The sequence below is a fragment of the Defluviimonas salinarum genome, assembly GCF_026013545.1.
In the GTDB taxonomy this organism is placed as follows: domain Bacteria; phylum Pseudomonadota; class Alphaproteobacteria; order Rhodobacterales; family Rhodobacteraceae; genus Albidovulum; species Albidovulum salinarum.
In genome coordinates this window covers 59824-86579 of sequence record NZ_JAPDOG010000015.1, presented here as the reverse complement: position 1 = coordinate 86579, position 26756 = coordinate 59824, and the positions used below count along the sequence as shown (strand labels likewise).

Below are 26756 nucleotides of genomic sequence, written 5' to 3'. Positions count from 1 at the left end.
GAACAAAAATGTCGCTCGGGCAAGCATGTTGCGGCGGCTTGAGGGAGCGCGCAATAATGTATCCCATTGTATACCCTATTGCCAGACGCCCCGGGATTCGGGTACTCAAGCCGTGTCAGATCGGGAGAATCCGGTGGGGTCAGAGACCCGGGCCGGTGCCGAAGGAGCAACCGCCCCGGTAAACTCTCAGGCGCAAGGACCGTTCTGGCAGTGGAACTCTGGAGAGACCCCGGGACGGGGCGCCGAAGGGATAACGATCTCAGGCGAAAGGACAGAGGGGGCATCGGAAGGGTGGGGTTGACCGCCCGGGGCGATGCCGGACAGCATGAACCGGCGTGAGGAAGGGAGGACGGCATGACCGACCTGAAACGTACGGTTCTTTTCGATCTGCATGGTGAGCTTGGCGGCAAGATCGTGCCCTTCGCGGGCTACGAGATGCCAGTGCAGTACCCGATGGGGGTGATGAAGGAGCATCTCTTCACCCGCGCCCATGCCGGGCTCTTCGACGTGAGCCACATGGGCCAGATCCTGATGACCGCGAAATCGGGCCGGGTCGAGGATGCTGCGCTGGCGCTGGAGCGGCTGGTGCCGGTCGACATTCTCGGGCTGAAGGAAGGCCGCCAGCGCTACGCGCTCTTCACCAACGACAACGGCGGGATCCAGGACGACCTGATGGTCGCCAATCGCGGCGATCACCTCTTTCTCGTCGTCAATGCCGCCTGCAAGGACGCCGATTTCGCGCATCTGAAGGCGCATCTCGGCGCCGATTGCGATATCGGCATGGTCGAAGACCGGGCGCTCGTCGCGTTGCAGGGGCCGGAGGCCGAGACGGCGCTCGCCCGGCTGGTGCCGGATGTGGTCGAGATGGCGTTCATGGATGTTGCCATTCGCCACTGGGACAGCGCCGAACTCTGGATCTCGCGGTCGGGCTATACCGGCGAGGACGGGTTCGAGATCTCGGTGCCGAACAAATTCGCCGAAAGCTTCGTGCGCAGGCTTCTCGACATGGAGGAGGTCGCGCCGATCGGGCTCGGCGCGCGCGACTCGCTGCGTCTCGAGGCCGGCATGTGCCTTTACGGGCATGACATCGACGAGGGCACGAGCCCGGTCGAGGGCAACCTGACCTGGGCGATCCAGAAGGCGCGGCGCGACGGCGGTGCCCGCGAGGGCGGGTTCCCGGGCGCGGGGCGCATCCTGAAAGAACTGGCCGAGGGACCGTCGCGCCGCCGCGTGGGGCTGCGCCCCGAAGGCCGGGCGCCGATGCGCGAGGGGACCGAGGTCTTCGCCGGTCCCGAGGGCGGGGACCCGATCGGCAAGATCACCTCGGGCGGTTTCGGCCCCTCGATCGAGGCGCCGATGGCGATGGCCTATCTGCCCGCCGATCTCGCTGAAGGCACGACGGTTTACGGCGAGGTCAGGGGCAAGCGCCTTCCTGCCGTGATCGCGCCGATGCCGTTCCAGCCCAACCGTTACAAACGTTAACCAACAGGGGAAAAGACCCATGAAATATACCGAAGATCATGAATGGCTCCGCGTCGAGGGCGATCACGTCGTCGTCGGAATCACCGACCATGCCTCCGAACAGCTCGGCGATGTTGTCTTCGTCGAACTGCCCGAGCCGGGCACGAGCGTGTCGAAGGGCGATGAGATCGTGGTGATCGAGAGCGTCAAGGCCGCTTCCGATATCGCGGCGCCCTTGGACGGCGAGATCGTCGAGGTCAATTCCGACGTCGCCGACAATCCCGGCATGGTGAACGAGGACCCGACCGGCAAGGCCTGGTTCTTCAAGATGAAGGTGGCCGACCTCTCCGCGCTCGACGGTCTGATGGACGAGGCCGCTTACAAGGAAATGATCGGATAAGGACGCGGACAATGCCCTTCACCCCCACCGACTACCTGCCCTACGACTTCGCCAACCGCCGCCACATCGGCCCGTCTCCGGCAGAGATGGAGGAGATGTTCAAGGTGCTGGGGGTGAAGGACCTCGACGAGCTGATCGACCAGACCGTGCCGAAATCGCTCCGGCAGGAAAAGCCGCTCGACTTCGGCAAGGCCAAGTCGGAACGCGAGCTTCTGTGGTTCATGCGCCAGGTCGCGAAGAAGAACGCGGTCTTCACCTCGATGATCGGACAGGGCTTCTACGGCACCGTCTGCCCGCCGGCGATCCAGCGGAACATCCTCGAAAACCCCGCCTGGTACACGGCCTACACGCCCTACCAGCCGGAGATTTCGCAAGGTCGCCTCGAGGCGCTTCTGAACTTCCAGACGATGGTCTGCGACATGACCGGGCTCGAGATCGCCAATGCCTCGCTTCTTGACGAGGCGACTGCGGCGGCCGAGGCGATGACGATGGCGCAGCGCACGTCGAAATCGAAGGCAACGGCCTTCTTCATCGACGAGAACTGCCATCCGCAGAATATCGAGGTGATGAAGGTTCGGGCCGCGCCCATCGGCATCGAGATCATCGTCGGCGACCCCGAGACGGTCGAGGCCGACAAGGTCTTCGGCGCGATCTTCCAGTATCCCGGCACCTACGGTCACCTCACTGACTTCACGCCCCATATCGCGAAATTGCACGAGACGGGCGCGCTCGGCATCGTCATCGCCGACATCATGGCGCTGACGCTCCTGAAGGAGCCGGGCGCGATGGGCGCGGACATCGCCGTCGGCTCCACCCAGCGCTTCGGCATCCCGATGGGCTTCGGCGGGCCGTCGGCCGCCTACATGGCCTGCAAGGACGCGCACAAGCGCAACATGCCCGGCCGGATCGTTGGTGTCTCCATCGACGCGCAGGGCGGCAAGGCCTATCGCCTCTCCCTGCAGACCCGCGAGCAGCATATCCGGCGCGAGAAGGCCACGTCGAACGTTTGCACCGCGCAGGCGCTTCTCGCCAACATGGCCTCGTTCTACGCGGTCTATCACGGGCCCGAAGGCCTTAGGGCCATCGGCCAGCGTATTCACCGCAAGACGGTGCGCGTCGCGCGCGGGCTGGAGGCGGCGGGCTACAAGGTCGAGCCGAAGGAGTTCTTCGACACGATCACCGTCGACGTCGGCGCGATGCAGGGCGCGGTCCTGAAGGCGGCGCGTGACGAGCGCATCAACCTGCGCAAGATCGGCACCACGAAGGTCGGCATCTCGATCGACGAGACCACCCGGCGGCTGACGATCGAACGGCTTTGGCGCGCATTCGGGATCGACCAGAAGGACGACGACCTCAAGCACCATTTCCGGATCTCCGACGCGCTCGTCCGGACCTCGGATTACCTCACGCACCCGGTCTTCCACATGAACCGGGCCGAGACCGAGATGATGCGCTACATGCGCCGGCTGGCTGACCGCGATCTCGCGCTCGACCGGGCGATGATCCCGCTCGGGTCGTGCACGATGAAGCTCAATGCCGCGGCCGAGATGATGCCGATTACCTGGCCTGAGTTTTCGAACCTCCACCCCTTCGCGCCCTCCGACCAGACCGAGGGCTATGCCGAGCTGTTCCGTGACCTGTCGGAGAAACTCTGCGAGATAACCGGCTATGACGCGATGAGCTTGCAGCCGAATTCGGGGGCCCAAGGGGAATATGCGGGGCTCCTGACCATCGCCGCCTATCACAAGGCGCGTGGCGAAGGGCATCGAAACATCTGCATCATCCCGGTCTCGGCGCATGGCACCAACCCCGCTTCGGCGCAGATGGCGGGGATGAAGGTGGTCGTGGTGAAATCGGCCGAAAACGGCGATATCGACCTCGAGGATTTCCGCGCCAAGGCGGAAGCGGCGGGCGAAAACCTCGCGGCCTGCATGATCACCTATCCCTCGACCCACGGCGTCTTCGAGGAGACGGTGCGGGAAATTTGCAAGATCACCCATGACCACGGCGGGCAGGTTTATATCGACGGCGCCAACATGAACGCGATGGTGGGCCTCGTGCGGCCGGGCGATCTCGGCGGCGATGTCAGCCACCTCAACCTGCACAAGACCTTCTGCATCCCGCACGGCGGCGGCGGACCGGGCATGGGGCCGATCGGCGTCAAGGCGCATCTCGCGCCCCACCTGCCGGGCCATCCGATGACCGGCGGCGAGGAAGGGCCGGTGTCGGCCGCACCTTGGGGCTCGGCCTCGATTCTGCCGATCTCCTGGGCCTATGTCCTGATGATGGGCGGCAAGGGGCTGACGCAGGCGACGAAGGTTGCGATCCTCAACGCCAACTACATCGCGAAACGACTGGAGGGCGCCTACGGCATCCTCTTCACCGGCCGCAACGGGCGCGTCGCGCATGAGTGTATCCTCGACACGCGGCCCTACGCCGAGAGCGCCCACGTGACCGTGGACGATATCGCCAAGCGGCTGATCGACAACGGCTTCCACGCGCCGACGATGAGCTGGCCGGTTGCGGGCACGCTGATGGTCGAGCCGACCGAGTCCGAAACCAAGGCCGAGCTCGACCGGTTCGTCACCGCGATGCTGTCGATCCGCGACGAGATCGCGGCGATCGAGAAGGGCGAGATCGACGCGGAGAACAACCCGCTGAAGCACGCGCCGCACACGGTGAACGCGCTGATCGGGGACTGGGACCGGCCCTACAGCCGCGAACAGGGTTGCTTCCCGCCGGGCGCCTTCCGGGTCGACAAGTACTGGCCGCCGGTGGGCCGGGTCGACAACGTCTATGGCGACCGCCACCTCGTATGCATCTGTCCGCCGGTCGAGAGCTACGCCGACGCGGCGGAGTGAAAATCGGGGCCCCGCGGGGCCCCGATGCCTTCGGCGAGGATGTTTGAAGCAAGATGAAGGGGCAGGCTTGAAACAGGGCCTGCCCCTTCTGATATATTCCGAGAGGCGAATGTGAGGTGGGCGATGGCGGAGACTGTCAAGCTGACGTGTGTGACCTGCGGGCAGGCCAACCGGGTTCCGGGGGCGCGGTTTGCCGAGGGGCCGAAATGCGGCTCGTGCGGCGATCCGCTGGTCACCGGCAAGGTGGCCGAGCTCGACGTGGCGGCGCATGACCGGATGGTGCGGGGCGACGAGTTGCCGCTTGTCGTCGACTACTGGGCGCCCTGGTGCGGCCCCTGCCGGATGATGGCGCCGGAATTCGCCAAGGCGGCCCAGGCGCTGAAGGGGCGGGCGCGATTCGCCAAGATCAACACGCAGGACTTTCCGGCGGTGTCGCAGCGGCTCGGCATCCGCGGGATTCCGCTTCTGATCCTCTGGCATCGCGGCCGCGAGGTGGCGCGGCTCCCCGGTGCGCGGCCCGCCGCCGAGATCGAGGCCTTCGTCCGCTCGCAGGCCGGGGTGGCGGTCTGAAAAATCTCGCCAGGGGGCTCGCGGTCGCTTGACAATGGTCCGGCGCTGCGCCAAATACGCCGCCGGTGCGGGGCAGTAGCTCAGTTGGGAGAGCGCGTCGTTCGCAATGACGAGGTCAGGGGTTCGATCCCCCTCTGCTCCACCAAACACCCCGAGGTTGAAGATGAACCGATGGCGCCCGAGCCGGGCGCCACGCTTCCCGGCATCATGCCGCGTTGAGAACCGCGTCACGGCTAAAAGCCTCAGGGGCGATGGGCAAATCCCGCCTGCTGTCCTTGCCCGTCCGAACGCTGTCTCACGAAAGCGACGTCCGCCATCCGCGAGCCTTCCGTCTGCGATTTCCGTCGGTTGTCGTCCGCCGACCGCTCCAAGCTGCGGGGTAACCGCATGAGCGCAGCACACGGTATCGGAGAATCGATCTTCCCAGCTCGCGGTATGCGAGGGGGCAGCTGCGGCCGCCGATATTGGAAACAACGAGCCCGACTGGGAGCGGACCGTCGCGTGATCCGTTCAAAAACATGAAAAAAAACGAAACGTGAATGGAATAGGCCGCCGGAGCGCCCCATTTAGGTGTAAAATGAACCACAGAGGACAGCAACCAACGGAAAAGAACGGACGAAACCCTATCTGAGCAAAACAGGAACACGAAAATGGAGATCTTTGATCGGTTCGCAGATGAGTATGGACGCACGAAGCTCGTAGAGATGACCTTGCAGGACTACCTGCTTGGATGTCGCGAAGACGAAGGGATGCGCGCCACGGCGGCGGAGAGAATGGTGGCGGCGATCGGCGAGCCGGAGTTTGTCGACACCAGCCAGGACCAGCGCCTCAGCCGGATTTTTCTCAATCGGACGATCAAGAGATACAAGCCCTTCCGCGACCTCTACGGCATCGAAGAGACGATCGAGCGCATCGTCGGATTCTTCCGCCACGCGAGTCAGGGGCTCGAGGAGCGCAAGCAGATCCTCTACCTGCTCGGGCCCGTTGGGGGTGGCAAGTCGACCCTCGCCGAAGTTCTCAAGAACCTGATGGAGCAGGAGCCGATCTACGTCCTGAAGGCGGGCGAGGAGATCAGCCCGATCTTCGAATCCCCACTTGGTCTCTTCGACCGGGCGCGGATGGGCGACCTGCTCGAAGGAAAGTACAACATTCCCAAGCGGCTCCTCAGCGGGCTTATCTCGCCCTGGGCGATCAAGCGGCTGGAAGAGTTCGACGGTGACATCTCGAGATTCTCGGTGGTCAAGGTTCGCCCCTCGAAGCTGCGCCAGATCGGCGTGGCCAAGACCGAGCCGGGCGACGAGAACAACCAGGACGTTTCGGCGCTGGTCGGCAAGCTCGACATCCGCAAGCTCGAGGATTTCGGCCAGAACGACCCCGACGCCTACAGCTATTCCGGCGCGCTGAACCGCACGACCCAGGGGCTGATGGAATTCGTCGAGATGTTCAAGGCGCCGATCAAGGTGCTGCATCCGCTACTGACCGCGACCCAGGAAGGTTCCTATGCGGGCACCGAGAACATCGGCGCCTTCCCCTACCAGGGCATCATCGTGGCCCATTCGAACGAATCCGAGTGGCGCCAGTTCAAGAACAACAAGAACAACGAGGCCTTCCTCGACCGGATCAGCGTCGTGAAGGTGCCCTATTGCCTGCGCGCCACCGAAGAGACCGACATCTACGAGAAGCTCCTGCGCGAGAGCAGCCTCGGCGGTGCGCCCTGTGCGCCCGAGACGCTGTCGATGCTCGGCCAGTTCAGCGTGCTGACGCGGCTGAAGGAGCACGAGAACTCGCCGATCTACTCGAAGATGCGAGTCTATGACGGCGAAACGCTGAAGGACACCGATCCGAAGGCCCGCTCGGCCCAGGAATACCGCGATGCGGCCGGGGTCGACGAGGGCATGAACGGGATCTCCACCCGGTTCGCCTTCAAGGTGCTGTCGGAGACCTTCAACCACGACACCGAAGAGGTGGCGGCCGACCCGGTCCACCTGCTCTATGTGCTGGAGCAGGCAGTCAAGCGCGAGCAGTTCCCCGACGATACCGAGGGGCGCTATCTCGGCTTCATGAAGGACGTTCTCGCGCCACGCTACGCGGAGTTCATCGGCAACGAGATCCAGAAAGCCTATCTGGAATCCTACGCCGATTACGGCCAGAACCTCTTTGACCGTTACATCGCCTATGCCGATGCCTGGATCGAGGACCAGGACTACAAGGATCCCGACACCGGCCAAATCTTCAACCGCGAGATCCTCGAGCAGGAACTCGCCAAGATCGAGAAACCGGCGGGCATCACCAATCCGCGCGACTTCCGCAACGAGGTGGTGAAGTTCGTGCTCCGGGTCCGGGCCGAGCATCACGGCCAGAACCCGGACTGGCGCAAGTACGAGAAGCTGCGCCGGGTGATCGAGAAGCGGATGTTCGGCCAGATCCAGGATCTCCTGCCGGTGATCAGCTTCGGCGCCAAGCGCGACAAGGAGACCGAGGCCAAGCACAACGAGTTCATCGACCGGATGACCGACCGCGGCTACACCCGCCGTCAGGTTCGTCGGCTGGTCGAGTGGTACATGCGGGTGAACAAGGCGGGATGAGAGAAAGGAGGGCTAAGCCATGCCCCATTTCGTCGACCGCCGCCTGAACCCGAAGGACAAGAGCCACAGCAACCGGCGACGGTTCATCGGGCGTGTGCGCGCCGCAGTCAAGAAGGCGGTGGACGAGAGCGTCCGCCGCCGCTCCATCGCCGATGTCGACCGCGAGGAGAAGGTCTCGGTTCCCGCCGAGGGCATCTCCGAGCCGAGCTTCCGGCCCGCAGAACAGGGCGGGCACCGCGAGCGGGTGCTGACCGGCAACCGCAACTTCCAGACCGGCGACCGGATAGAGAAGCCGACCGGCGGCGGCGCGGGCGGGCGCGGACGCGAGGGCTCCGACGACGGCGAGGGCGACGACGATTTCCTGTTCGTGCTGTCGCGCGACGAGTTCCTCGACATGTTCTTCGAGGATCTGGAGCTTCCCGACCTCGTCAAGCGCAGCCTCAAGGAGACCGCCGCGACGAGGCCGCATCGCATGGGCTACGCGGTGACCGGCGCGCCGGCCAACCTCTCGGTCGCGCGGACAATGCGCAACGCCTTCGGGCGGCGGCTCGCGCTCAGACGGCCGAAGACCCGCAAGACCCGCGAGATGATGGAGCGGATCGAGGCGCTCGAAGCGCTCGAGAAGCCGAGCCCGGTAGAGCGAAAGGAACTTCTGGAGCTTCGCGCCGAGCTCGACCGGGTCCTGCGCCTGCGGCGGATGATCCCCTATGTTGATCCCCTCGATGTGCGCTACAAGCATTTCGAGCGGCGGCCGGAGCCAGCCTCGGCGGCAGTGATGTTCTGCCTCATGGATGTCTCGGCGTCGATGGGGGAGCGCGAGAAGGATCTGGCCAAGCGGTTCTTCGTGCTCCTGCACCTGTTCCTGCGCCAGCGCTACGACAAGATCGAACTGGTCTTCATCCGCCATACCCAAGTCGCGAGCGAGGTCGACGAGGAGACCTTCTTCCATTCCCGCCAGACCGGCGGCACCGTGGTCTCGAGCGCGCTGAAAGAGATGCAGGCTGTTATCGAGGCGCGCTACCCGCCCGGAGAGTGGAACATCTACGCCGCGCAGGCCTCGGACGGCGAGAATTTCGGCGGCGATTCCGCCACCTGCGCCGACATCCTTGGCAACGAGCTGATGCGGCTCTGCCAGTACTTCGCCTATATCGAGATCCTCGAGGAAAACGAGTCCCAGCTCATGAACAGCGAGGCGAACGGCATGGAGCTGTGGCGCGCCTATCGCGGGGTGGCCGAGGAGTGGCCGAACTTCGCGATGAAGCGGATCGCGAGCCCGCCCGACATCTACCCGGTATTCCGCGAGCTCTTCTCCAAGAAGCCGGAGGGTGTCTGACATGGCCAGGACCGTTCGCGCCGCAACGCCCCTGTTCGAGGGGGCCGAGTGGGATTTCGACACGCTCCGCCGCAGCTATGACGCGATCGCCAAGGTCGCGGCGGAGGAGTTGGAGCTCAACACCTATCCCAACCAGGTCGAGATCATCTCCTCCGAACAGATGCTGGATGCCTATTCCTCGATCGGCATGCCGCTGATGTACCACCACTGGTCCTTCGGCAAACGCTTCATGCACGACGAGCAGCTCTACCGGAAGGGCGCGCAGGGGCTCGCCTACGAGATCGTCATCAACTCCAATCCCTGCATCAGCTACTGCATGGAAGACAACACGATGGCGCTGCAGGCGCTGGTGATCGCCCATGCGGCCTTCGGCCACAACCATTTCTTCAGGAACAACCACCTCTTCCGGCAATGGACCGATGCCGACGGCATCCTCGACTATCTCGACTATGCCCGCACCTATGTCACCCAGTGCGAGGAGCGTTACGGCGCGCGCGAGGTCGAGCATCTTCTTGACGCGGCCCATGCGCTGATGCCGGCGAGCGTCTTTCGCCACCGCCGGCTGCCCTCCGCCTCGCTGCGCGAGGAGGCGGCGCGGCGCCGCGAGCGCCAGGAGGAGGAGGAGCGGTCGGCCAATTACCTGTGGGACACGCTGGACCGGGCGGTCCGGCCGAGCGAGGCCGACGAGGAGGTGCGCGAGCGCAAGCGCCGGATGGGCCTGCCGGAAGAGAACCTCCTCTACTTCCTCGAACGCCACAGCCCGATCCTGAAGCCCTGGCAGCGCGAGGTGCTGCGCATCGTTCGCAACATCGCGCAGTATTTCTATCCCCAGCGCCAGACCAAGGTGATGAACGAGGGCTGCGCCTGCTTCGTGCACTACTACATCACCAACGCGCTGCACGATGCGGGGCAGCTGACCGACGGCGCGATGCTCGAGATCCTGCACAACCACACCAACGTGGTGACCCAGCCGGGTTACGGCACGCCGGGTCATGCGACCTTCAACCCCTATGCGATCGGTTTCGCGATGATGCAGGACATCCGCCGCATCTGCGAGGCACCGACCGAGGAGGATCGCGAGTGGTTCCCCGACATTGCCGGCGCGAAGGACTGGCGCGGAGTTCTGAAAGACGCCTGGGCGAATTACCGCGACGAAAGCTTCGTGCAGCAGTTCCTCAGCCCGAAGGTTATGCGCGACTACCGCATGTTCGCGCTGACCGACGACGAGGGCGATCCGTTCTACACCGTAAACGCGATCCATGACGAACGCGGTTATCGCGAGCTGCGCGCCGCGCTTGCGCGCAGTCTCGATGTCTCGGTCAACGATCCCGATATCCATGTCTCGGACGTTGACCTGCTCGGCGACCGGCGGCTAAGGCTGCGCCACATTCAGCGGGACGGCGTACCGCTTGACCCGGCGACCCGCGATGCGACGCTCGGCTATCTGGGGCAGCTTTGGGGCTACGAAGTGGCGCTCGACGAGATCCGGAGCGAGTAAACCGGATTCCGCGGTATTGATGACGCCGCGGGAACGAATCGGCCGTGTAACCCCCAATAAGTTGCGGTTACTACTCGTATGAAGTAGTTTATGTAGTGTTAATCGGTAAAAAAAGTAACGGTGGTTAGTATGAGTGAACAAAGGGTGTATTCCCGCTGCGTCGCAAAGGATCGCAGGCGTGGCGGTGCGAACGGTATGAGGTTCGCGGCCGCGGGTCTGCGTGACATCGCCGCGGCATCCTGCCGGATCGGTTCGGCGCTTCCCGTCATGGAAACCTGTGCCTTCGCGGGACTGTTCATCCTGATCAGCCTCTCAGCGGGGTAGCGGTTCTCATTGGCCGCGTTTCACGCTCGATGAACCGGCATAAGGGTCCGCAAGGGCTTCGAGAACCATGCCGGCGCAGCGGCCGAAGCCGATCCGGTAGCCATCACCTTCGGCTCCACCCGTCAAAGCCAGTGTGTCGCCGTCCTCGATGAAGCGGCGGATCTCGCCGGTTGCGAGCGTGATCGGTTCCTTGCCGCCCCAGGTCAGTTCCAGAAGCGAGCCGCGGCTGTCGTTCGCGGGGCCGGAGATCGTGCCGGAGCCGAGAAGGTCGCCCACGTTCATCGGGCAGCCGCAGGTCGTGTGATGGGCGAGCTGCTGGGCGGCGGAATAGTACATCTCGCGGTAGTTGGTGCGCGCGATGGTGGTCGGCGTCTTCCCGGCGGGCGCGAGCGCGACTTCAAGACTGATGTCGTAGAGCATCGGACCCGGCTCCTGAAGGTAGGGCAGGAGCGGGCAGTCGCGATCAGGGGTGTCGACGCGGAAGGGGGCGAGCGCTGCCTTGGTGACGATCCACGGGCTGATCGTCGTCGCCGTGGCCTTGGCCTGGAATGGGCCCAAGGGCTGGTATTCCCAAGCCTGGATGTCGCGCGCCGACCAGTCGTTGAGGAGCACATAGCCGAAGATCATCCGGTCGGCCTCGGCCACCGTCACCGGCCCTTCGGAAGGCTGGCCGATCACCGCGCCAAGCTCCAGCTCGATGTCGAAACGGGCGGACGGCGCGAAGCGGGGCAGGTCGTCCTCCGGCCCCTTCACCTGCCCCCAGGGCCGGCGCACCGGCGTTCCGGAGACGACGACCGAGGAAGCCCGGCCATTGTAGCCGATCGGGATCGAGAGCCAGTTCGGCGGCAGCGCGTTCTCAGGGCCCCGGAACATGGTGCCGACGTTTTCGGCGTGGTGCCGGCCGGCATAGAAGTCGGTGTATTCGGAGACGAGGAAGGGCAGGTGCAGTTCGGCCGCCTCCATCGGCACCAGATGGGGCTCGATCAGGGCACGGGTCTCGGGTGGCGCCTCGGCCGAAAGCAGTTGCTGGAGCTTCGCGCGATAGCTTTCCCAGATCTCCGGGCCAAGCTCCATGAAGTCGTTCCAGAAAGGCACGTCGAGGACCGGGGCCTCGGCCGCCGTCAGGATTCCCTCCTCCTCCAGCGCGGCGAGGTCGAGGATCATCGCGCCGATCGCGGTGCCGCAGCGCGGCTCCTCGGCCCCGGTCGAGAAGACGCCGTAGGGCAGGTTGTTGAGCGGGAACGGTCCCTCGGGGGCGTTGGCGCTGTCGATCCAGGATTTCAGAAGCGGCATCGGGGTCCTCAGCTTTGCGGGGCGTCCGGCTGCGCCTCGGGCGCGGCCTTGGCGAAGGCGGGAAGGGCGCGGGCCGCGGCGTCAATGGCCGCGAGACGCGGGTAGGGGCCGAGGTCGAGGCCCCAGCGGCGGGCGTTGTAGATCTGCGCGACGAGGCAGATGTCGGCGAGCGTGGGGGCGTCGGTGAAGGCGAAGGGCGTGTCCGGCGCGACCATGCGTTCAAGCGCGTCAAAGCCGATCCGCATCCAGTGGCGCATCCAGTCGGCCTTCTCCTCCGCACCCGCGCCGAAGCGGCGTTCGAGCTCCTGCATGACGCGGAGATTGTTGACGGGGTGGATGTCCATCGCAACGAGATGCGCCGCCGCGAGGATGCGGGCGCGCAGGTTGTGATCGGCGGGCAGGAGCGGCGGCGGGGGATGCGTCGCGTCCAGCCAGTCGATGATCGCGAGCGACTGGGTGAGCGCGGTGCCATCATCCATCACCAGCGTCGGCACCAGATGGGCGGGGTTCAGCGTCACATAGTCCGGCGCGTGCTGTGCGCCGCCGCCTGCGACCAGATCGACCGGGACCGAGTCATACGGGACCCCCTTGAGGTTCAGCGCGATCCGGACGCGGTAGGCGGCGGTCGAGCGCCAATAGGAGTAGAGCCGCATCACTTGACGCCGGGCGTGCCGTCGAACTTCTTCTCCAGCGAGGTCCAGCAGTCGATGTAGTCGTCCTGCAAGGGCGCCTCCTTCGCGGCAAACTCCGTCAGGTGCTGGGGAAAGCGCGTCTCGAACATGAAGGACATGGTGTTGTCGAGCTTTTCCGGCCCGAGATCGGCGTTCGAGGCGCCCTCGAAGGCGTTCAGGTCCGGCCCATGCGGCAGCATCATGTTGTGAAGGCTCATGCCGCCCGGAACGAAGCCCTTGGGCTTGGCGTCATAGACGCCGTAGATGTTGCCCATCAGCTCGGACATGACGTTCTTGTGGTACCAGGGCGGGCGGAAGGTGTTTTCCGCCACCATCCAGCGTTCTCGGAAGAGCACAAAATCGATATTCGCGGTGCCCTCGACGCCGGAGGGCGCGGTCAGAACCGTGAAGATCGAAGGATCCGGGTGGTCGAAGAGGATCGCGCCGACCGGGCAGTAGGTGCGCAGGTCGTATTTGCAGGGCGCGTAGTTGCCGTGCCAGGCGACGACGTCGAGTGGGCTGTGGCCGATTTTCGTCTCGTGGAACTGGCCGCACCATTTCACCGTGATGGTCGAGGGCACCTCGCGGTCCTCGAAGGCCGCCACCGGGGTCTTGAAGTCGCGCCGGTTGGCCATGCAGTTGGCGCCGATCGGGCCGCGGCCGGGCAGCTCGAACTTCTGACCGTAGTTCTCGCAGACGAAGCCGCGCGCCGGGCCGTCGAGAAGCTCCACCCGGTAAAGGAGACCGCGCGGCAGGATGGCGATCTCCTGCGGGCCGAGGTCGATCACGCCAAGCTCGGTCGCGAAGCGCAGGCGGCCTTCCTGCGGCACGACGAGAAGCTCGCTGTCGGCCGAGTAGAAATAGGCATCCTCCATCGAGGCGGTGACAAGGTAGATGTGGCTCGCCATGCCGACTTGGGTGTTCACGTCGCCCGCCGTGGTCATCGTCCGCATGCCGGTGAGCCAGGTGAGCGCCTCGCCCGCATGCGGCACCGGATCCCAGCGGTACTGGCCGAGCGAGATCACGTCATCCACGACATGCGGCGCGGTCTTCCAGTACGGGAGCTCGATCTTCGCGTAGCGGCCCGAATGCTTGACCGAGGGGCGGATGCGGTAGCACCAGGTGCGCTCGTTCTGATGGCTCGGCGCGGTGAAGGCGGTGCCGGTGAGCTGCTCGCCGTAAAGCCCGTAGTTGCATTTCTGGGGGCTGTTCATACCCTGCGGCAGGGCGCCGGGCAGCGCCTCGGTTTCGAAATCGTTGCCGAAGCCCGGCATGTAGTTCGTGTCGACCACCACGTCCTTCATGCTGGTGTTGGCTTGAATCTGACCGTCCATGGCACGCCCTCCGACTCGAGATTTTGTTGCACTTGTAACGGTTGCATTGGCAACAATCAAGCGGTAGACCGGAAAGGAAGGAGACGGCGATGGCAGGAACGGAATTCGATCTGGAGGGCTTTCTGCCCTATCTCCTCAATCAGGCGGCCGAAACGACCGGGAGGGAATTCGCGGCGGCCTATCGTGGCCGCTACGCCATGACCCGGACCCAGTGGCGGGTCATGGCGCATCTCGGCCGGTTCGGCGCGATGACGGCGGCCGAGATCTGCCGGCGGGCGATGGAGGAGAAGACCGGCGTGTCGCGCTCGGTTCAGGCGCTGGAGGATCGCGGCTGGCTGATACGCGGCGCGGTGGCCGAGGATCGCCGCGCAGAGGCCCTGTCGCTGACGCCTTCGGGGCGCGAGGTCTACGACGCCCTTGCTGCCGAGGCGATCCGGTTCGACGCCCTGCTCAGGGCGCGGCTCGGCGAGGCGCGCGCGGCCGGCCTTGCCGAAGCGCTGACGGCGCTTGTCTCGGCAGCGCGCGACTGAGAGCGTCACTCGGCCGGGTTTGCCCGCGCCTTCAGCAGCCCGAACCAGCGCCGCTTCGGATTCGGCTTGTCGACACCGGGCCGCCCCATGCCGCGCGAGGTCAGCATCAGGAGCGACGGCGTGACGACGAGCGTCAGGATCGTCGCGAATGCGAGGCCGAAGACGATTGCCGAGGAGAGCGCGATCCACCATTGCGTCGAGGGTGCGCCGAAGGTCGTCTCGTGGCTCAGCAGTTCGAGGTTGAAGCCGAAGGCGATCGGGAAGACGCCGAGAATCGCGGTCACGGCGGTCAGCACCACGGGCCGGGCGCGCTCGTGGCAGGTCTCGAGGATCGCCTCGACCTTCTCCATCCCCTCGCGGCGAAGGTTGTCGTAGGTGTCGATCAGAACGATGTTGTTGTTCACCACGACGCCCGCGAGCGCGATGATCCCGATCCCGGTCATGATGATGTTGTAGGGCTGGCCCATGATCATCAGCCCAAGGAAGACGCCAATCGTCGACATGATCACGGCCGTGAAGATCAGACCGACCGAGATGAAGCGGTTGAACTGCGCGAGCAGCACCACGAAGATCAGGAACAGCGCGGCGAGGAAGGCCTTGGACAGGAAGGCCATCGCGGCGGCCTGTTCCTCGTCCTCGCCGGCAAGCTGCCAGCGGATGCCATTCTTCTCCAGATCCGAGGCCGCGAGCTTCTCCGTGATCGTCTTGCGGATCGGGTCGGCCTGCACGCCCTCGCGGATTCCGGCCTGGACGGTCACGGTTCGGCGGCCGTCGATCCGGGTCAGTGTGCCGGTCGTCGGGACCGCCTTGCGGGTGACGAAATTGGCGATCGGGACCGGGCCTTCCGCGGTCTCGACCCGGAGCTGGTCGAGCGAGGAGATGGTGCGCTGGCCGGGCGGCAGGCGCAGGACGATGTCGACCGCGTCATCCGAGCCGGCGGGACGGAAATCCGACAGCTTCAACCCGTCGGTCACGAGCTGCACGACGGCCCCCACCCCTCCGGGCGAGACGCCGTAGCGGGCCGCGGCTGCACGGTCGACGCGGATCTCCCAGTCGATGCCGGGCGGCGGCAGGCCGTTGTCGATGTCGATGATGTCGGGCGACTTCGCCAGCTCGTCGGCGATCTGCCGCGCAGCTTCGTTGAGGCCCGCCGGATTGGACGCCGACAGCCGGATCTGGATCGCCTTGCCCGTCGGCGGGCCGGCGTCGGGGACCGAGACCTCAACCTCGACGCCTGGGATACCCTGCATTTCCTCGCGCAGGTCGGCGAGGATGGCGTTCGCGTTCTTTCGCTCGCGCCAGTCGATGAACTCATACTGGATCACGCCAATCACGTCGGCGGCGACGTTGCCGCCCATGGCGCTACCGCCGCCGCTCGACTGTCCGGCGCGGGTATAGACCGTCTTGATGCCCGGCCAGCCGAGGATGCGCCGTTCCGCCTCGCGGGTCAGCACGTCCTTCTCCTCGATCGAGAGGTTGCCGCGGGCATGGACGTAGAGCAGGCCGTAATCGGGCTCCACGTCGGGGAAGAACTCCACCCCCTTGCCGAGCGTGCCATAGGCGTAGGGAACCGCGACAAGCGCCGCCACGGCGGTGACGGTCACGAGCTTCGGATGGCGGATCGCGCGGGCGACGAAGCGCATGTAGAGGCTGTTGCGGGAACGGTCCTCCTCCTTCACCGGCCGCGCGATGATCGCGCCGAGCGTCGGCGCGAAGAGAAGCGCGTAGACGAGCGAGGCCGAGAGCGTCGCGATCAGCGTGATCGGCATGTACTTCATGAACTCGCCGACGATGCCGGGCCAGAAGAGAAGCGGCGAGAAGGCCGCGACGCGGGTCGCGGTGGCCGCGATCACGGGGCCGGCCATCTTGCGCGAGGCAAGCGAGAAGGCCTCGCGCCGGTCCATGCCCTCGGCCATGCGGCGTTCGGCGTATTCGGTGACGATGATCGCGTCGTCGACGAGCATCCCCACGGCGAGGATCAGGCTGAACAGGACGACGATGTTCACCGTGAGCCCGGCAAGCTGCAGCCCGAGGATGCCGATCAGGAACGAGGCCGGGATCGCGAGGCCGATGAGCAGCGAAGCGCGGCCCGAGAGCGCGTAGAGAATGACGATGAAAACGAGGATCACCGCGGTCAGCACCGAGTTCTGAAGATCGGCGAGCATCTGCCGGATCGTCGTCGACTTGTCCTGGCTGAACGACACTTCCGTGCCCTCGGGAAGAGTCTTCTGGAACTCTTCGGTGACTTTCTTCACCGCGTCGACGGTCTCGACGAGGTTCGCGCCGATGCGCTTGGACACCTCGATCGCGATCGCGGGCTTGCCGTCGAGCCGGGTAATGGTTTCGGGATCCTTGTGGGTCGCGCGGATCGCGGCGAGGTCGCGAACGCGCACGGTCGCATTGCCATTGGTGATGACCGGCAGGTCCGCCACGTCATCCACCGTCTCGATGAGCGACGGCACCTTGATTGCGAAGCGCCCCTCCGTGCCTTCGAGCGCGCCCGCGGCGATCAGCTGGTTGTTGGCGGCGACGCCCGCGGTCAGCATGTCGGGGCGGAGCACATAGGACGAGAGCTTGGCCGGGTCGATGATGACCTCGACGAGATCGTCGCGCACGCCCTGGAGAGCGGCGTCGAGGACACCCGGAATCTCCTCGATCCGGTCGCGCAGCTCGCGCCCGGCCTTCGCCAGGATCCGTTCCGGCACGTCACCCGCGAGCGAGACGACGAGCACCGGGAATTCGGAGATGTTCACTTCTGAGACCGAGGGCTCGTCGGCGCCGTCCGGCAGGTCGCGCTTCGCTTCGGAAACCTTCGAGCGCACGTCGTCGAGCGCCTTGTTGAGATCCGCGCCGGCCTGGAACTCCATGAGCACGTTGCCGCCGCCCTGGTAGGCGGTCGCGGTCATCTCCTTGACGCCGGAAATGGTCTTGAGCGCCGTCTCCATCGGGCGCAGGAGCAGCCGCTCGCTGTCCTCGGGCGAGATGCCCTGGTGGCTGAGGCTGACATAGATGATCGGAATCTGGATGTCGGGCTCGGCTTCCTTCGGGATCGCGATATAGGCCTGGGCGCCGGCGAGCATCAAGAACAACAGAACCGAGATCGTCAGCCGCGCGTTGCGGATCGCGGTATCGACGAGGTTCATCGGATCACTCTCCGGCCGCGAGGAGCTTGGCGTCCTTGACGCGGACCTTCTCGCCGTCGCGGACGAAGTCCTGGCCCGAGACGACGATCCGGACACCATCGGGTATACCGGCCAGCACCAGCCCCTCGGGCGTGTCGTCGATCAACTCGACCGAGGCAAAGGCGGCGATATCGTCGGGGCCGACGACACGGAGGCCAAGCTCGCCCTCGGCCGACAGGGTGATCACCGAACGCGGCACGACCACCGCGCGTTCGGGCCGGGTGTAGAGGCTGACCTCGGCGGTCATGCCCGACGGCACGGCACGGTCGGGGTTGGGCAGCGCGATCTCGACCGGGAAGGTGCGGGTCTGGGCGGAGGCTTCGCGCGCTACATGGCGGACGACACCGTCGAGCCGATTGCCGCTGACGAGGCGGATGTCGGCCTTGTCGCCGACGCCGACGAACCCGATGTCGACCTCGCTGACCTCCGCCCGCACGACGATCGGATCGAGCGCGAGGACCGTCGCTATCGGGGTGCCGGTCTGCACCCACTCGCCAAGCTCGACCTCGACCTTGTCGATGACGCCGGCAAAGGGCGCGTAGAGGTTCAGCCGGTCGGCGGCGGCCTCGGCCTGGCTCAAGGCCGCTTCGGCCGCGGCCTTCTCGGCGCGGACCTTGATCAGCTGCAGTTCGGCGGTGTTGCCGGTCTTGAAGAGCTTCTCGGCCACCTCGAGCTCCTGCGCGCGCTGGGCGAGCGTCGCTTCGGCGGTCCTTACCGCTGCGGTGATGTCGGCGCCCTCGATGCTCATCACGGCCTCGTCGGCCGCAACCTCGCCGCCCTGGGCGATCCCAAGCTCCGCGATCACGCCGTCGGTCCGCGCCGCGAGCACGGCGCGCTTGTCGGCGCCGGTCACGCCGGAGATGCGGATCTCGCGGGCATGTTCAACGAAGTTCGGAGTGATCGCGGCGACGGTGCGCAGCGCCTGCTCGGTATCGGTCGGGGCGGCGCCGGCCGCAGGCGCGGGCTGGGCGGCATGCGCCTCTTCGCTACCGACAGAGGAAAACTTTCCGGTGCCGACCCAGGCGGCGGCGGCGACCAGAACAAGGATGGCCGTAATCTTGTGGCCCTTGAAATGCAAAGCCATGCTGAAGAAGTCCTGAACGTTTCTGGCACGCACACAATCTCGACCGCCGAGTGGTGGTCAAGGCAATGCACCTATCCATGGCATCCATTATCTGGCAACTGAACGGTGAAGTTCAATATGTTGTCGCGAGTTTTCGTGGTTGCTCGGAAGCTGACGTAGCGGCAGCCGTGACCAGCGCGGCGCGGAAGGCGGCGGCGGCGGGGCTGAGCTGGCGGCGTGTGTTGGCAAGCACCAGAAGCCTACGCTCGGCGACCGGATCCGCGGGGGCGAGGAACGCGATGCCGGGCGGTTCGGAATCCATGACTCGGCCGGGCAGGACCGTGGCCCCGAGGCCGCGCCGCACGAAGGCCAGAAGCGCCGTGGTATTGCGCGCCTCGAGCGTGCCGATCGCGGCGAGCTCGCTGACGACGGGATGATCGACGAGCGCGCAGAGCGGGTTTGAGATCAGTGTCTCGCGGGAAAGGCATGCCCAGCTGGGCGGCCCGTCGAGGATCGGGCTGTCACTCCGGCAAACGATGCCGAGCCGATCCGTCAGGAGCACTTCCCCGCCGACGTCTGCGCCGGGCGCGGCCGAGGCGACGCCGAGGTCGGCCTCGTCGAACTGGAGGCGGCGGTGGACCGAGGCGCTGTCGACGTCGCTGATCTCGAGCCGCACGTCGGGCCTTTCGCGGCGGAAGGCGGTGATCGCCGTGGGCAGGAGCGTGAGCGCGGCCGAGGGAACCGCGGCGATCCGCACGGTGCCCGCGGTCGAACGGGCATGACGCGCGATTGCCTCGGCAGAGCGGTCGAAAGCGTCCAATGCGCGGTCGCATTCTTCGAGCACCCGGAGGCCGAGCGGCGTCAGCCGGTTCTTGCGCTCGGTCTCGAACAGGGCCGCGCCGATATGCTCCTCGAATTGCGAAAGCATCATCGAGATCGCGGACGGCGTGCGCCCGAGCGTCTCGGCCGCGGCGGCGAGCGTGCCGTCCTGCGCGACGGTACGGAAGCAACGCATCATGTCGATCTTCACGGCCATATTCAGATTATCTGAAATAAACTTCAAGTATTCAAGATTGTTTGAAGCTTCTGTGACGCGTAGGACAGAGATGTTCGAAAAGGGGGATCGCCATGACGCAAAAGACGGGTCTTTACATTGCCGGGCGCTGGCAGGCGGGCGAAAGCGAGATCGAGAACCGCAACCCCTCCGACGTCTCCGATCTGATCGGGCGCTACGCGCAGGCGAGTGCCGCGCAGCTCGACGAGGCGCTCGAGGCCGCGCGCAAGGCGCAACCGCTCTGGTGGGCGGCCGGCATCCAGAAGCGCCACGATGTCCTCATGGCGATCGGCACCGAGCTGATCGCGCGGTCGGCCGAGATCGGCGAGATGGTGGCGCGCGAGGAAGGCAAGCCGCTCGCGGAAGGCAAGGGCGAGGTCTACCGCGCCGGCCAGTTCTTCACCTATTTCGCGGCGGAAGTGCTGCGGAACCAGGGCGATCTTGCCGAAAGCGTGCGCCCCGGCATCGAGATCGACGTGCGCCGCGAGCCGGTCGGGGTCGTCGCCATCGTCAGCCCCTGGAACTTTCCCGTCGCCACCCCGGCCTGGAAGATCGCGCCTGCGCTCGCCTTCGGCAATGCCGTCGTCTGGAAGCCCGCGAACCTGACGCCCGCCTCGGCGGTGATGCTGACCGAGGTGATCGCGAAGCAGGACATCCCGGCAGGGCTCTTCAATTTCGTCACGGGATCGGGCCGCTCGGTCGGCCAGCGGCTGGTGGAGGCGCGCGGCGTCGATGCGATCAGCTTCACCGGTTCGGTTCCGGTCGGGCGCGGCATCGCGGCTTCGGCAATGGCCAACATGACCAAGGTGCAGATGGAGATGGGGTCGAAGAACCCGATGCTCATCATGGACGACGCCGACCTCGACCTCGCCGTGGCCCATGCCTCTGGCGCGGCCTTCGGTGGAACGGGCCAGAAATGCACCGCCGCCTCGCGGCTCATCGTCCACGAGAAGATCCACGACGCTTTCGTCGAGAAGCTCGTCAAGGCCGCCGAGGCCTTCAAGGTCGGCCATGCGCTCGAAGCCGGGACCCAGATCGGGCCGGTCGTCAGCGAAGGCCAGCTGAAGCAGAACCTCGACTATGTCGCCATCGGCAAGTCCGAGGGCGCCGAGCTTCTGACCGGCGGCGACCGCCTCGACCGCGCGGCCGAGGGCTACTACATGGCGCCGACGGTCTTCGCCGGTACCCGCAACGACATGCGCGTCAACCGCGAGGAGATGTTCGCGCCGATCACCTGCGTGATGAAGGCGGGCTCCTATGCCGAGGCGCTTGCCATCGCCAACGACAGCGAGTTCGGCCTGACCGCCGGGATCATGACCCGCTCGCTGTCGCGTGCCAGCCACTTCCGCGCCAACATGCGGGCGGGCTGCGTGATGGTGAACCTGCCCACCGCCGGCACCGACTATCACGTTCCCTTCGGCGGGCGCGGCGCGTCCTCCTTCGGTCCGCGCGAACAGGGCCGCTATGCGGCGGAGTTCTACACCACCGTGAAGACCGCCTACGTGGCGGCGGGCGCACCGGAATGAGCGTGCTGATCGACGGTCTGCAATACGCCAACTGGTCGGAGAAGATATTCCGCCAGATGCGCGAGGGCGGTGTCGATGCGGTCCATGTGACCATCACCTATCACGAGAACTTCCGTGAGACGGTGCTACAGATCGAGAAGTGGAACCGCTTCTTCGAGCGGTTCCCCGATCTGATCTTCCAGGGCTTCACCGCCGCGGACGTGGCGAAGGCGCGCGAGACCGGGCGGACGGCGATCTTCTTCGGCTCGCAGAACCCCTCGATGATCGAGGACGACATCGGGCTCGTCGAGGTGCTGCATCGGCTCGGTCTGCGTTTCATGCAGCTCACCTACAACAACCAGTCGCTGCTCGCGACCGGCTGCTACGAGAAGGACGACACCGGCCTGACCCGCATGGGCCGCGAGGTCGTCGAAGAGATGAACCGGGTGGGCATGGTCGTCGACATGAGCCACTCCGCAGAACGTTCGACACTCGAAGCCATCGAGTTTTCCTCTCGGCCCATCGCCATCACTCACGCGAACCCCGCCAGCTGGCACCGGGCCCTGAGGAACAAGTCCGAGACCGTCCTGAAGGCGCTTGGGGAAAGCGGCGGGATGCTCGGATTCTCGGTCTATCCCCATCACCTGCAGGGAGGCAGCGGCTGCACGCTCGAGAGCTTCTGCTCGATGATCGCGCGCACCGCGGACGTGATGGGGATAGACCACATCGGCATCGGCACCGACCTTTGTCAGGACCAGCCGGACAGCATCGTCGAATGGATGCGGGTCGGACGCTGGACCAAGAAGATCGACTACGGCGAGGGCAGCGCTTCGGCGCCGGGCTTCCCGCCGATGCCGGGCTGGTTCCACGACAACCGCGATTTCGGCACCGTCGCCGGCGGGCTCAGGGCCGTAGGCATGTCCGAGGCCGAGGTCGCCCAGGTGATGGGCGGCAACTGGATGAGATTCTTCGGGGAAAGCTTCGGCCCGGCGACGGGCGGCTAGACACGATGGGGGAGGGCCGTCCCCAGGGGCGGCCGGGGACAGACACGCTTCAGGGAGGAAACGGATGAGCGATGTCACGGCAACCAGCGGGGCGCGGAGCGCAAGCCGCATCGACAGGCCGCTCTTTGCGGCCACGGGTGGGTTCATCCTGCTCTTCTGCGCTCTGGCGCTCTTCGATCTCGACGCGCTGTCGGCCGCCGTCGACTGGGGCTTCGCGGTTTCGGCGAAGTATTTTGGCCTCTACTGGCAACTCCTCCTGCTCGCGACCTTCGTGATCAGCCTCGTCCTCTGCGTCCTGCCGGGCGGCAAGGCGATCCTCGGCGCGCGCGCGACGCCGGAGTTCACCTATTTCCAGTGGGCCTCGATGATCATGTGCACGCTCCTTGCGGGCGGCGGCGTGTTCTGGGCCGCTGGTGAGCCGATCGCGCATTTCCTCTCGAACCCGCCGCTCTTCGGCGACCTCAGCGCCGATCCGGCGCGCCGCGCCGAGGTGGCGCTGGCGCAGTCCTTCCTGCACTGGGGCTTCCTCGCCTGGGCGATCCTCGGCTCGCTGACCACGGTGATGCTGATGCATTACCACTACGACAAGGGCCTGCCGCTCGCGCCGCGGACGCTGCTCTATCCGGTCTTCGGCGACAAGGCGATCAACGGACCGATCGGGCTCATCGCCGACGCGACCTCGGTGATCGCGGTCGTCGCCGGCACGGTCGGGCCGATCGGTTTCCTCGGACTCCAGGTCTCCTACGGGCTTGGCGCGCTCTTCGGGATGCCGGACGGGCTGGCGCTGCAGATGATCATCATCGTCGCGCTCGCCGGGATCTACACGCTCTCGGCGGTCTCGGGGCTTTCGAAGGGCATCCAGCTCCTGTCGAAGATCAACGTGGTGCTGGCCGCGGCACTCCTGATCTTCATGCTGGTCGCAGGGCCGACGGGGGCCATCTTCTCCGGCTTCTTCAACGGCATGGAGACTTATCTCTCGAACTTCGTCGGCATGTCGATGTACCGCGGCGAGGCCGGCCTCTTCGGCGAGCCGGGCTGGCTCGGCTGGTGGACGGTGTTCTTCTGGGGCTGGTTCCTCGGCTACGGGCCGCTGATGGCGATCTTCGTCGCCAAGGTCAGCCGTGGCCGCTCGATCCGCCAGGTCGTGCTGATGCTGTCGATCGTGGCGCCCCTGATCACCAACTTCTGGTTCACGATCATCGGCGGCACCGGCATCACGCTCGAACTCGCGACGCCGGGCGTCATCTCTGGCCCGTTCGAGGGCTTCAACCTGCCCGCCGGGCTTCTGGCGATCACCCAGGCGATGCCGATGGGCTTCATCCTGTCGCTCCTGTTCCTCGTGCTCACGCTGATCTTCGTGGCCACAACCGGCGACTCGATGAGCTTCGTCGTCGCGACGACGATGTCGAAGGACGAAACCCCGCCCGCCACCCTGCGCGTGTTCTGGGGCCTCGCGATGGCGGTGATGGCGGTGGTGCTGATCTCGACCGGATCGGGCGGCATCGGCAAGCTGCAAAGCTTCATCGTCGTCACCGCGGTGCCGGTGTCGCTGATCCTGCTACCCTCGCTCTGGGACGCGCTCCGGATCACGCTGGCGCTGGGGCGGAAATGATATGAACGGTCCGGGCGGCACTCGCCCGGACCCCACCCAAGGGAGGAGAGAATGACCGTCACTGCGAAGGATGCCGCCGGAAATGTCGCGAGCTTTCGCCGCGACCCCGCCGAGGTGATGCGGCTCGCGCGCATGGGCAGCGCCCATCCGACACGGCTCTCGTTCCTGCGGGTTCTCCTCCGGCGCATGCGCGACGAAGGCTGGCGCTTCGACCGCCCGGTCTGGGAGATGGACGCCAAGGGCGTCGGCCGCGCCGTCTACCGCGCCATCGGGCCGGAGCGGACCTACTCGCTCGTCGCCTTCGCCCATGACCTGCCCGCGGACATGCGCTCCGACCGGGTGATCGCCACCGCCTGGGACGCGACCTTCGCTTTGTTCGACGGCACGCCCACGACGGCCGATCTCGATCGGCTCCAGGCCAATGTGCCCCTGCAGGAGGCCGGGCGCATCGCTGAAAGCGAGCTGTCGCTCAGCCGCGCCAACCGGTCGGTCCGGCTCTTCGATCATATCGTTTCGCGGCTTGCCGAGGGCGAGCAGCCCGACGCGGCCGAGATCGACGCCGTCGGCTACCTGATGCGGACGACGGCGGTCTACGGCTCGGGCAAGTTCGGCGCGGCGGACCGCTCGGTCCTCGCCTGGCGGCCCGAGATGAAGGGACCGTTCCAGGCCGAGATGCTGTCGGTCTGGCTCACCCGTGCCTTCACCGTCGATCTCGTCGAACATCTCGCCGCCCAGAAGGGCGGCACGAAGGCGGTGCGGCTCGCGCCCGACCTGCGCCGCTGTCTCGGGGTCGGCAATTCGACCGGGCTCGGCATGGCGCCGTTCCTGATCCGTCACCCGATGCTTCTGAACAACTGGGTGGCGTCGCGCGAGGAGGCTCTGGCGCGGGTCCGCGCGCAGGAGAGCGCCGGCGCGGCCGAGGTCGCGGGCCTGCGCGCCGCGCTCGATGCGGCGCGTGCCAACCACGCTCATTGGCGCAGCGAACACCCGATCCAGATCGAGAAGCTCGCCGATCTCGGAGGCGACATCGACCGGATCGGCGAATATCTGGAAACCTGGCCGGGAGCGGGCGCCCGCCCCTGGGACGCGCTCTGGCGCTGGGGTGCGGAGACGCTCACGCTCGAGGGCCAGGAGGCGCTGCTGGCGATGATGCTGGAGCCGCATGGCGCGCTCATCGACGGCCTTGCCGATTGCATGGACGCCGAGGAAGGCGCGATCCACCGCATCGACGGGTCGATGTCCGCCTCCGCGACGCGGGCGGCGCTGGCCGGGCATTACGGCTGGGCAATCGACACCGACTATGCCGACCGGAGCCAGATCGCGCGGTTCTGGTATGTCTCGGAGGAAAAGCTCGAACCCCGTCTCGGCGAGCGGTTCGAGGAGGACGGAGCCGAGCGCGAGCTTCCGCTCTGCATCGGCTGGCTCGCCGCCGACATGGCGCGTGCGCTTGATGGCTGGAAGGGCGAGGACAGTCTGGCGGCCTTCCTCCTTGCCCATCCCGAGCACCGCTTCATGGCGCGGCGGCTGCAGATGGCGATGCGGCACCCCTATGCCGAGATCCGCGACAACCTGATCGCGTCCGACATGCTGCCGATCGACCTTCTGCGCTGCAAGCTCGCGTATTTTGGGGCCACCCATTTCGACCCGCGCTCGGACCGCTGGGTGCGGATCGCGCTCTGTCAGGGGATGCCTTATCCCGATGAGATGACGAAGGAAGGAGAGCGGGCATGAGCGAGATCGCGAACGATCCCACCCAGGCCGGTGTGGCGGTTCCCGAAAAGGGCGGTGCGCGGCTGACGCTGCCGGAGATCCAGAGCCTCTGCTTCAAGGCGGCGCGCGGCGCCGGCATGGAATGGGGGCTGGCCGAGGAGGCCGCCTTCGCCGCGCGCTGGCTCGCCGCGGCGGGGCTGCCGGGGCCGGAGCGGCTCGGCGCCCGTATACAGGCTGGGGTTGGCGCGGCACCGGAGATCGGCTCGGGCGTCTGGCGTGGCCGCGCCGGTGGCGCGCTTTGCCCGATCGCGGCAGGCGCGGCACTTTCCGACCGGGCCGGCGCCATCCCGCCGGAGCTGCGGCTTGAAGGTCTCGCCTGGCCGGTGCTGATCCTGCCGTTCCTGGCGCTGGTCGCGGAGGGCTGCGGCGCGTCCGTCGCGCTCACCTGGCCGGGCGGCCGGGTGACGGTCGGACCGGAAGGGCCGGGGGCGGGCGCCGATCTGGAGGCGCTGGCCGGGTTCGCCGAAGCGACGGTCGAGATCGCCGGTGCCGCGGGCGCGGCGCCGGTCGCGCGCCAGTCCGGGCGCTGGCTCTCGCATGACGACTGGGCGCTTCTCGACGGTTTCGCGCTCCGCACGACGGTGCCGGCCTCCGAGAAGTCGCGCGCGGGCGCCGGGGCAGGCAATCTCGACAACGACTGAGCGGCCCTTGCCGTCGGCGTCGGGTTGCGGTGAACTGAACCGGAACCAACCGATCCGGGAGCGCC

19 protein-coding genes, 1 tRNA gene and 1 riboswitch are annotated in these 26756 nt (G+C 66.2%); of the genes, 14 read left to right on the top strand and 6 right to left on the bottom strand.

Features of this window, described 5'->3' with window-relative positions:
* Nucleotides 1-111 precede the first annotated feature (111 nt).
* Nucleotides 112-212: riboswitch (glycine riboswitch) on the top strand.
* A gap of 142 nt (nucleotides 213-354) precedes the next feature.
* The 8 genes from gcvT (at nucleotide 355) to OM960_RS16285 (ending at nucleotide 10708) form a co-directional block, all read left to right on the top strand.
* Nucleotides 355-1482 (top strand): glycine cleavage system aminomethyltransferase GcvT, encoded by a 1128-nt coding sequence (gene gcvT, locus OM960_RS16320; protein WP_264772709.1) that lies wholly within the window; start codon nucleotides 355-357, stop codon nucleotides 1480-1482.
* A gap of 19 nt (nucleotides 1483-1501) precedes the next feature.
* On the top strand, nucleotides 1502-1861 hold the full coding sequence (gene gcvH, locus OM960_RS16315) for a glycine cleavage system protein GcvH (RefSeq protein ID WP_263338404.1): 360 nt from the start codon (nucleotides 1502-1504) through the stop codon (nucleotides 1859-1861).
* An 11-nt stretch (nucleotides 1862-1872) separates the two neighbouring features.
* On the top strand, nucleotides 1873-4722 hold the full coding sequence (gene gcvP / locus OM960_RS16310) for an aminomethyl-transferring glycine dehydrogenase (protein WP_264772708.1): 2850 nt from the start codon (nucleotides 1873-1875) through the stop codon (nucleotides 4720-4722).
* A 123-nt stretch (nucleotides 4723-4845) separates the two neighbouring features.
* The gene (gene trxC / locus OM960_RS16305; protein WP_263338409.1) at nucleotides 4846-5292 is read left to right on the top strand and encodes a thioredoxin TrxC; all 447 of its coding nucleotides are present in this window, start codon (nucleotides 4846-4848) and stop codon (nucleotides 5290-5292) included.
* A gap of 69 nt (nucleotides 5293-5361) precedes the next feature.
* Nucleotides 5362-5437, top strand: a tRNA-Ala gene (locus OM960_RS16300).
* 505 nt (nucleotides 5438-5942) lie between these two features.
* The gene (locus OM960_RS16295) at nucleotides 5943-7877 is read left to right on the top strand and encodes a PrkA family serine protein kinase (protein ID WP_263338412.1); all 1935 of its coding nucleotides are present in this window, start codon (nucleotides 5943-5945) and stop codon (nucleotides 7875-7877) included.
* 19 nt (nucleotides 7878-7896) lie between these two features.
* Entirely contained in the window at nucleotides 7897-9210 is a 1314-nt protein-coding gene (locus tag OM960_RS16290; protein ID WP_263338414.1) for a YeaH/YhbH family protein, read from the top strand.
* 1 nt (nucleotide 9211) lies between these two features.
* The gene (locus OM960_RS16285) at nucleotides 9212-10708 is read left to right on the top strand and encodes a SpoVR family protein (RefSeq protein WP_263338416.1); all 1497 of its coding nucleotides are present in this window, start codon (nucleotides 9212-9214) and stop codon (nucleotides 10706-10708) included.
* Nucleotides 10709-11038: 330 nt separating this feature from the next.
* On the opposite strand, the gene fahA is transcribed toward OM960_RS16285, so the two are convergent.
* Genes fahA through hmgA form a run of 3 tightly spaced genes read right to left on the bottom strand, consistent with a single transcriptional unit; the run spans nucleotide 11039 to nucleotide 14330 of the window.
* Complete coding sequence (fahA, locus tag OM960_RS16280) at nucleotides 11039-12325, bottom strand: fumarylacetoacetase (RefSeq protein WP_264772707.1); 1287 nt, start codon at nucleotides 12323-12325, stop codon at nucleotides 11039-11041.
* Nucleotides 12326-12333: 8 nt separating this feature from the next.
* The gene (gene maiA, locus OM960_RS16275; protein WP_264772706.1) at nucleotides 12334-12978 is read right to left on the bottom strand and encodes a maleylacetoacetate isomerase; all 645 of its coding nucleotides are present in this window, start codon (nucleotides 12976-12978) and stop codon (nucleotides 12334-12336) included.
* A complete protein-coding gene (gene hmgA, locus OM960_RS16270; RefSeq protein ID WP_264772705.1) occupies nucleotides 12978-14330 on the bottom strand; it encodes a homogentisate 1,2-dioxygenase in 1353 nt (450 codons plus the stop codon). Before hmgA ends, maiA begins: the two co-directional genes overlap by 1 nt.
* 89 nt (nucleotides 14331-14419) lie before the next feature.
* Here hmgA and OM960_RS16265 point away from each other — a divergent pair, with 89 nt between their 5' ends.
* On the top strand, nucleotides 14420-14860 hold the full coding sequence (locus OM960_RS16265) for a MarR family winged helix-turn-helix transcriptional regulator (protein ID WP_264772704.1): 441 nt from the start codon (nucleotides 14420-14422) through the stop codon (nucleotides 14858-14860).
* A 5-nt stretch (nucleotides 14861-14865) separates the two neighbouring features.
* Here the strand turns inward: OM960_RS16265 and OM960_RS16260 are convergent, their stop codons facing one another.
* The 3 genes from OM960_RS16260 to OM960_RS16250 form a co-directional block, all read right to left on the bottom strand.
* Nucleotides 14866-18003, bottom strand: a complete 3138-nt coding sequence (locus tag OM960_RS16260; RefSeq protein WP_264772703.1) for an efflux RND transporter permease subunit — start codon at nucleotides 18001-18003, stop codon at nucleotides 14866-14868.
* A gap of 4 nt (nucleotides 18004-18007) precedes the next feature.
* On the bottom strand, nucleotides 18008-19126 hold the full coding sequence (locus OM960_RS16255) for an efflux RND transporter periplasmic adaptor subunit (protein ID WP_264772702.1): 1119 nt from the start codon (nucleotides 19124-19126) through the stop codon (nucleotides 18008-18010).
* A gap of 112 nt (nucleotides 19127-19238) precedes the next feature.
* Nucleotides 19239-20141, bottom strand: coding sequence for a LysR family transcriptional regulator (locus OM960_RS16250; protein ID WP_264772701.1), 903 nt, complete (start codon nucleotides 20139-20141; stop codon nucleotides 19239-19241).
* A 92-nt stretch (nucleotides 20142-20233) separates the two neighbouring features.
* Here OM960_RS16250 and OM960_RS16245 point away from each other — a divergent pair, with 92 nt between their 5' ends.
* The 5 genes from OM960_RS16245 (at nucleotide 20234) to OM960_RS16225 (ending at nucleotide 26691) form a co-directional block, all read left to right on the top strand.
* Complete coding sequence (locus OM960_RS16245) at nucleotides 20234-21685, top strand: aldehyde dehydrogenase family protein (RefSeq protein WP_264772700.1); 1452 nt, start codon at nucleotides 20234-20236, stop codon at nucleotides 21683-21685.
* Nucleotides 21682-22668 carry a membrane dipeptidase gene (locus OM960_RS16240; protein ID WP_264772699.1) on the top strand — a complete coding sequence of 329 codons (987 nt, stop codon included), beginning with the start codon at nucleotides 21682-21684 and terminating at the stop codon, nucleotides 22666-22668. Before OM960_RS16245 ends, OM960_RS16240 begins: the two co-directional genes overlap by 4 nt.
* Before the next feature lie 64 nt (nucleotides 22669-22732).
* A complete protein-coding gene (locus OM960_RS16235) occupies nucleotides 22733-24280 on the top strand; it encodes a BCCT family transporter (protein ID WP_263338439.1) in 1548 nt (515 codons plus the stop codon).
* A 51-nt stretch (nucleotides 24281-24331) separates the two neighbouring features.
* Nucleotides 24332-26011, top strand: coding sequence for a hypothetical protein (locus OM960_RS16230; RefSeq protein WP_264772698.1), 1680 nt, complete (start codon nucleotides 24332-24334; stop codon nucleotides 26009-26011).
* Nucleotides 26008-26691, top strand: a complete 684-nt coding sequence (locus OM960_RS16225; RefSeq protein WP_263338444.1) for a DUF3726 domain-containing protein — start codon at nucleotides 26008-26010, stop codon at nucleotides 26689-26691. Before OM960_RS16230 ends, OM960_RS16225 begins: the two co-directional genes overlap by 4 nt.
* Nucleotides 26692-26756: the final 65 nt, after the last annotated feature.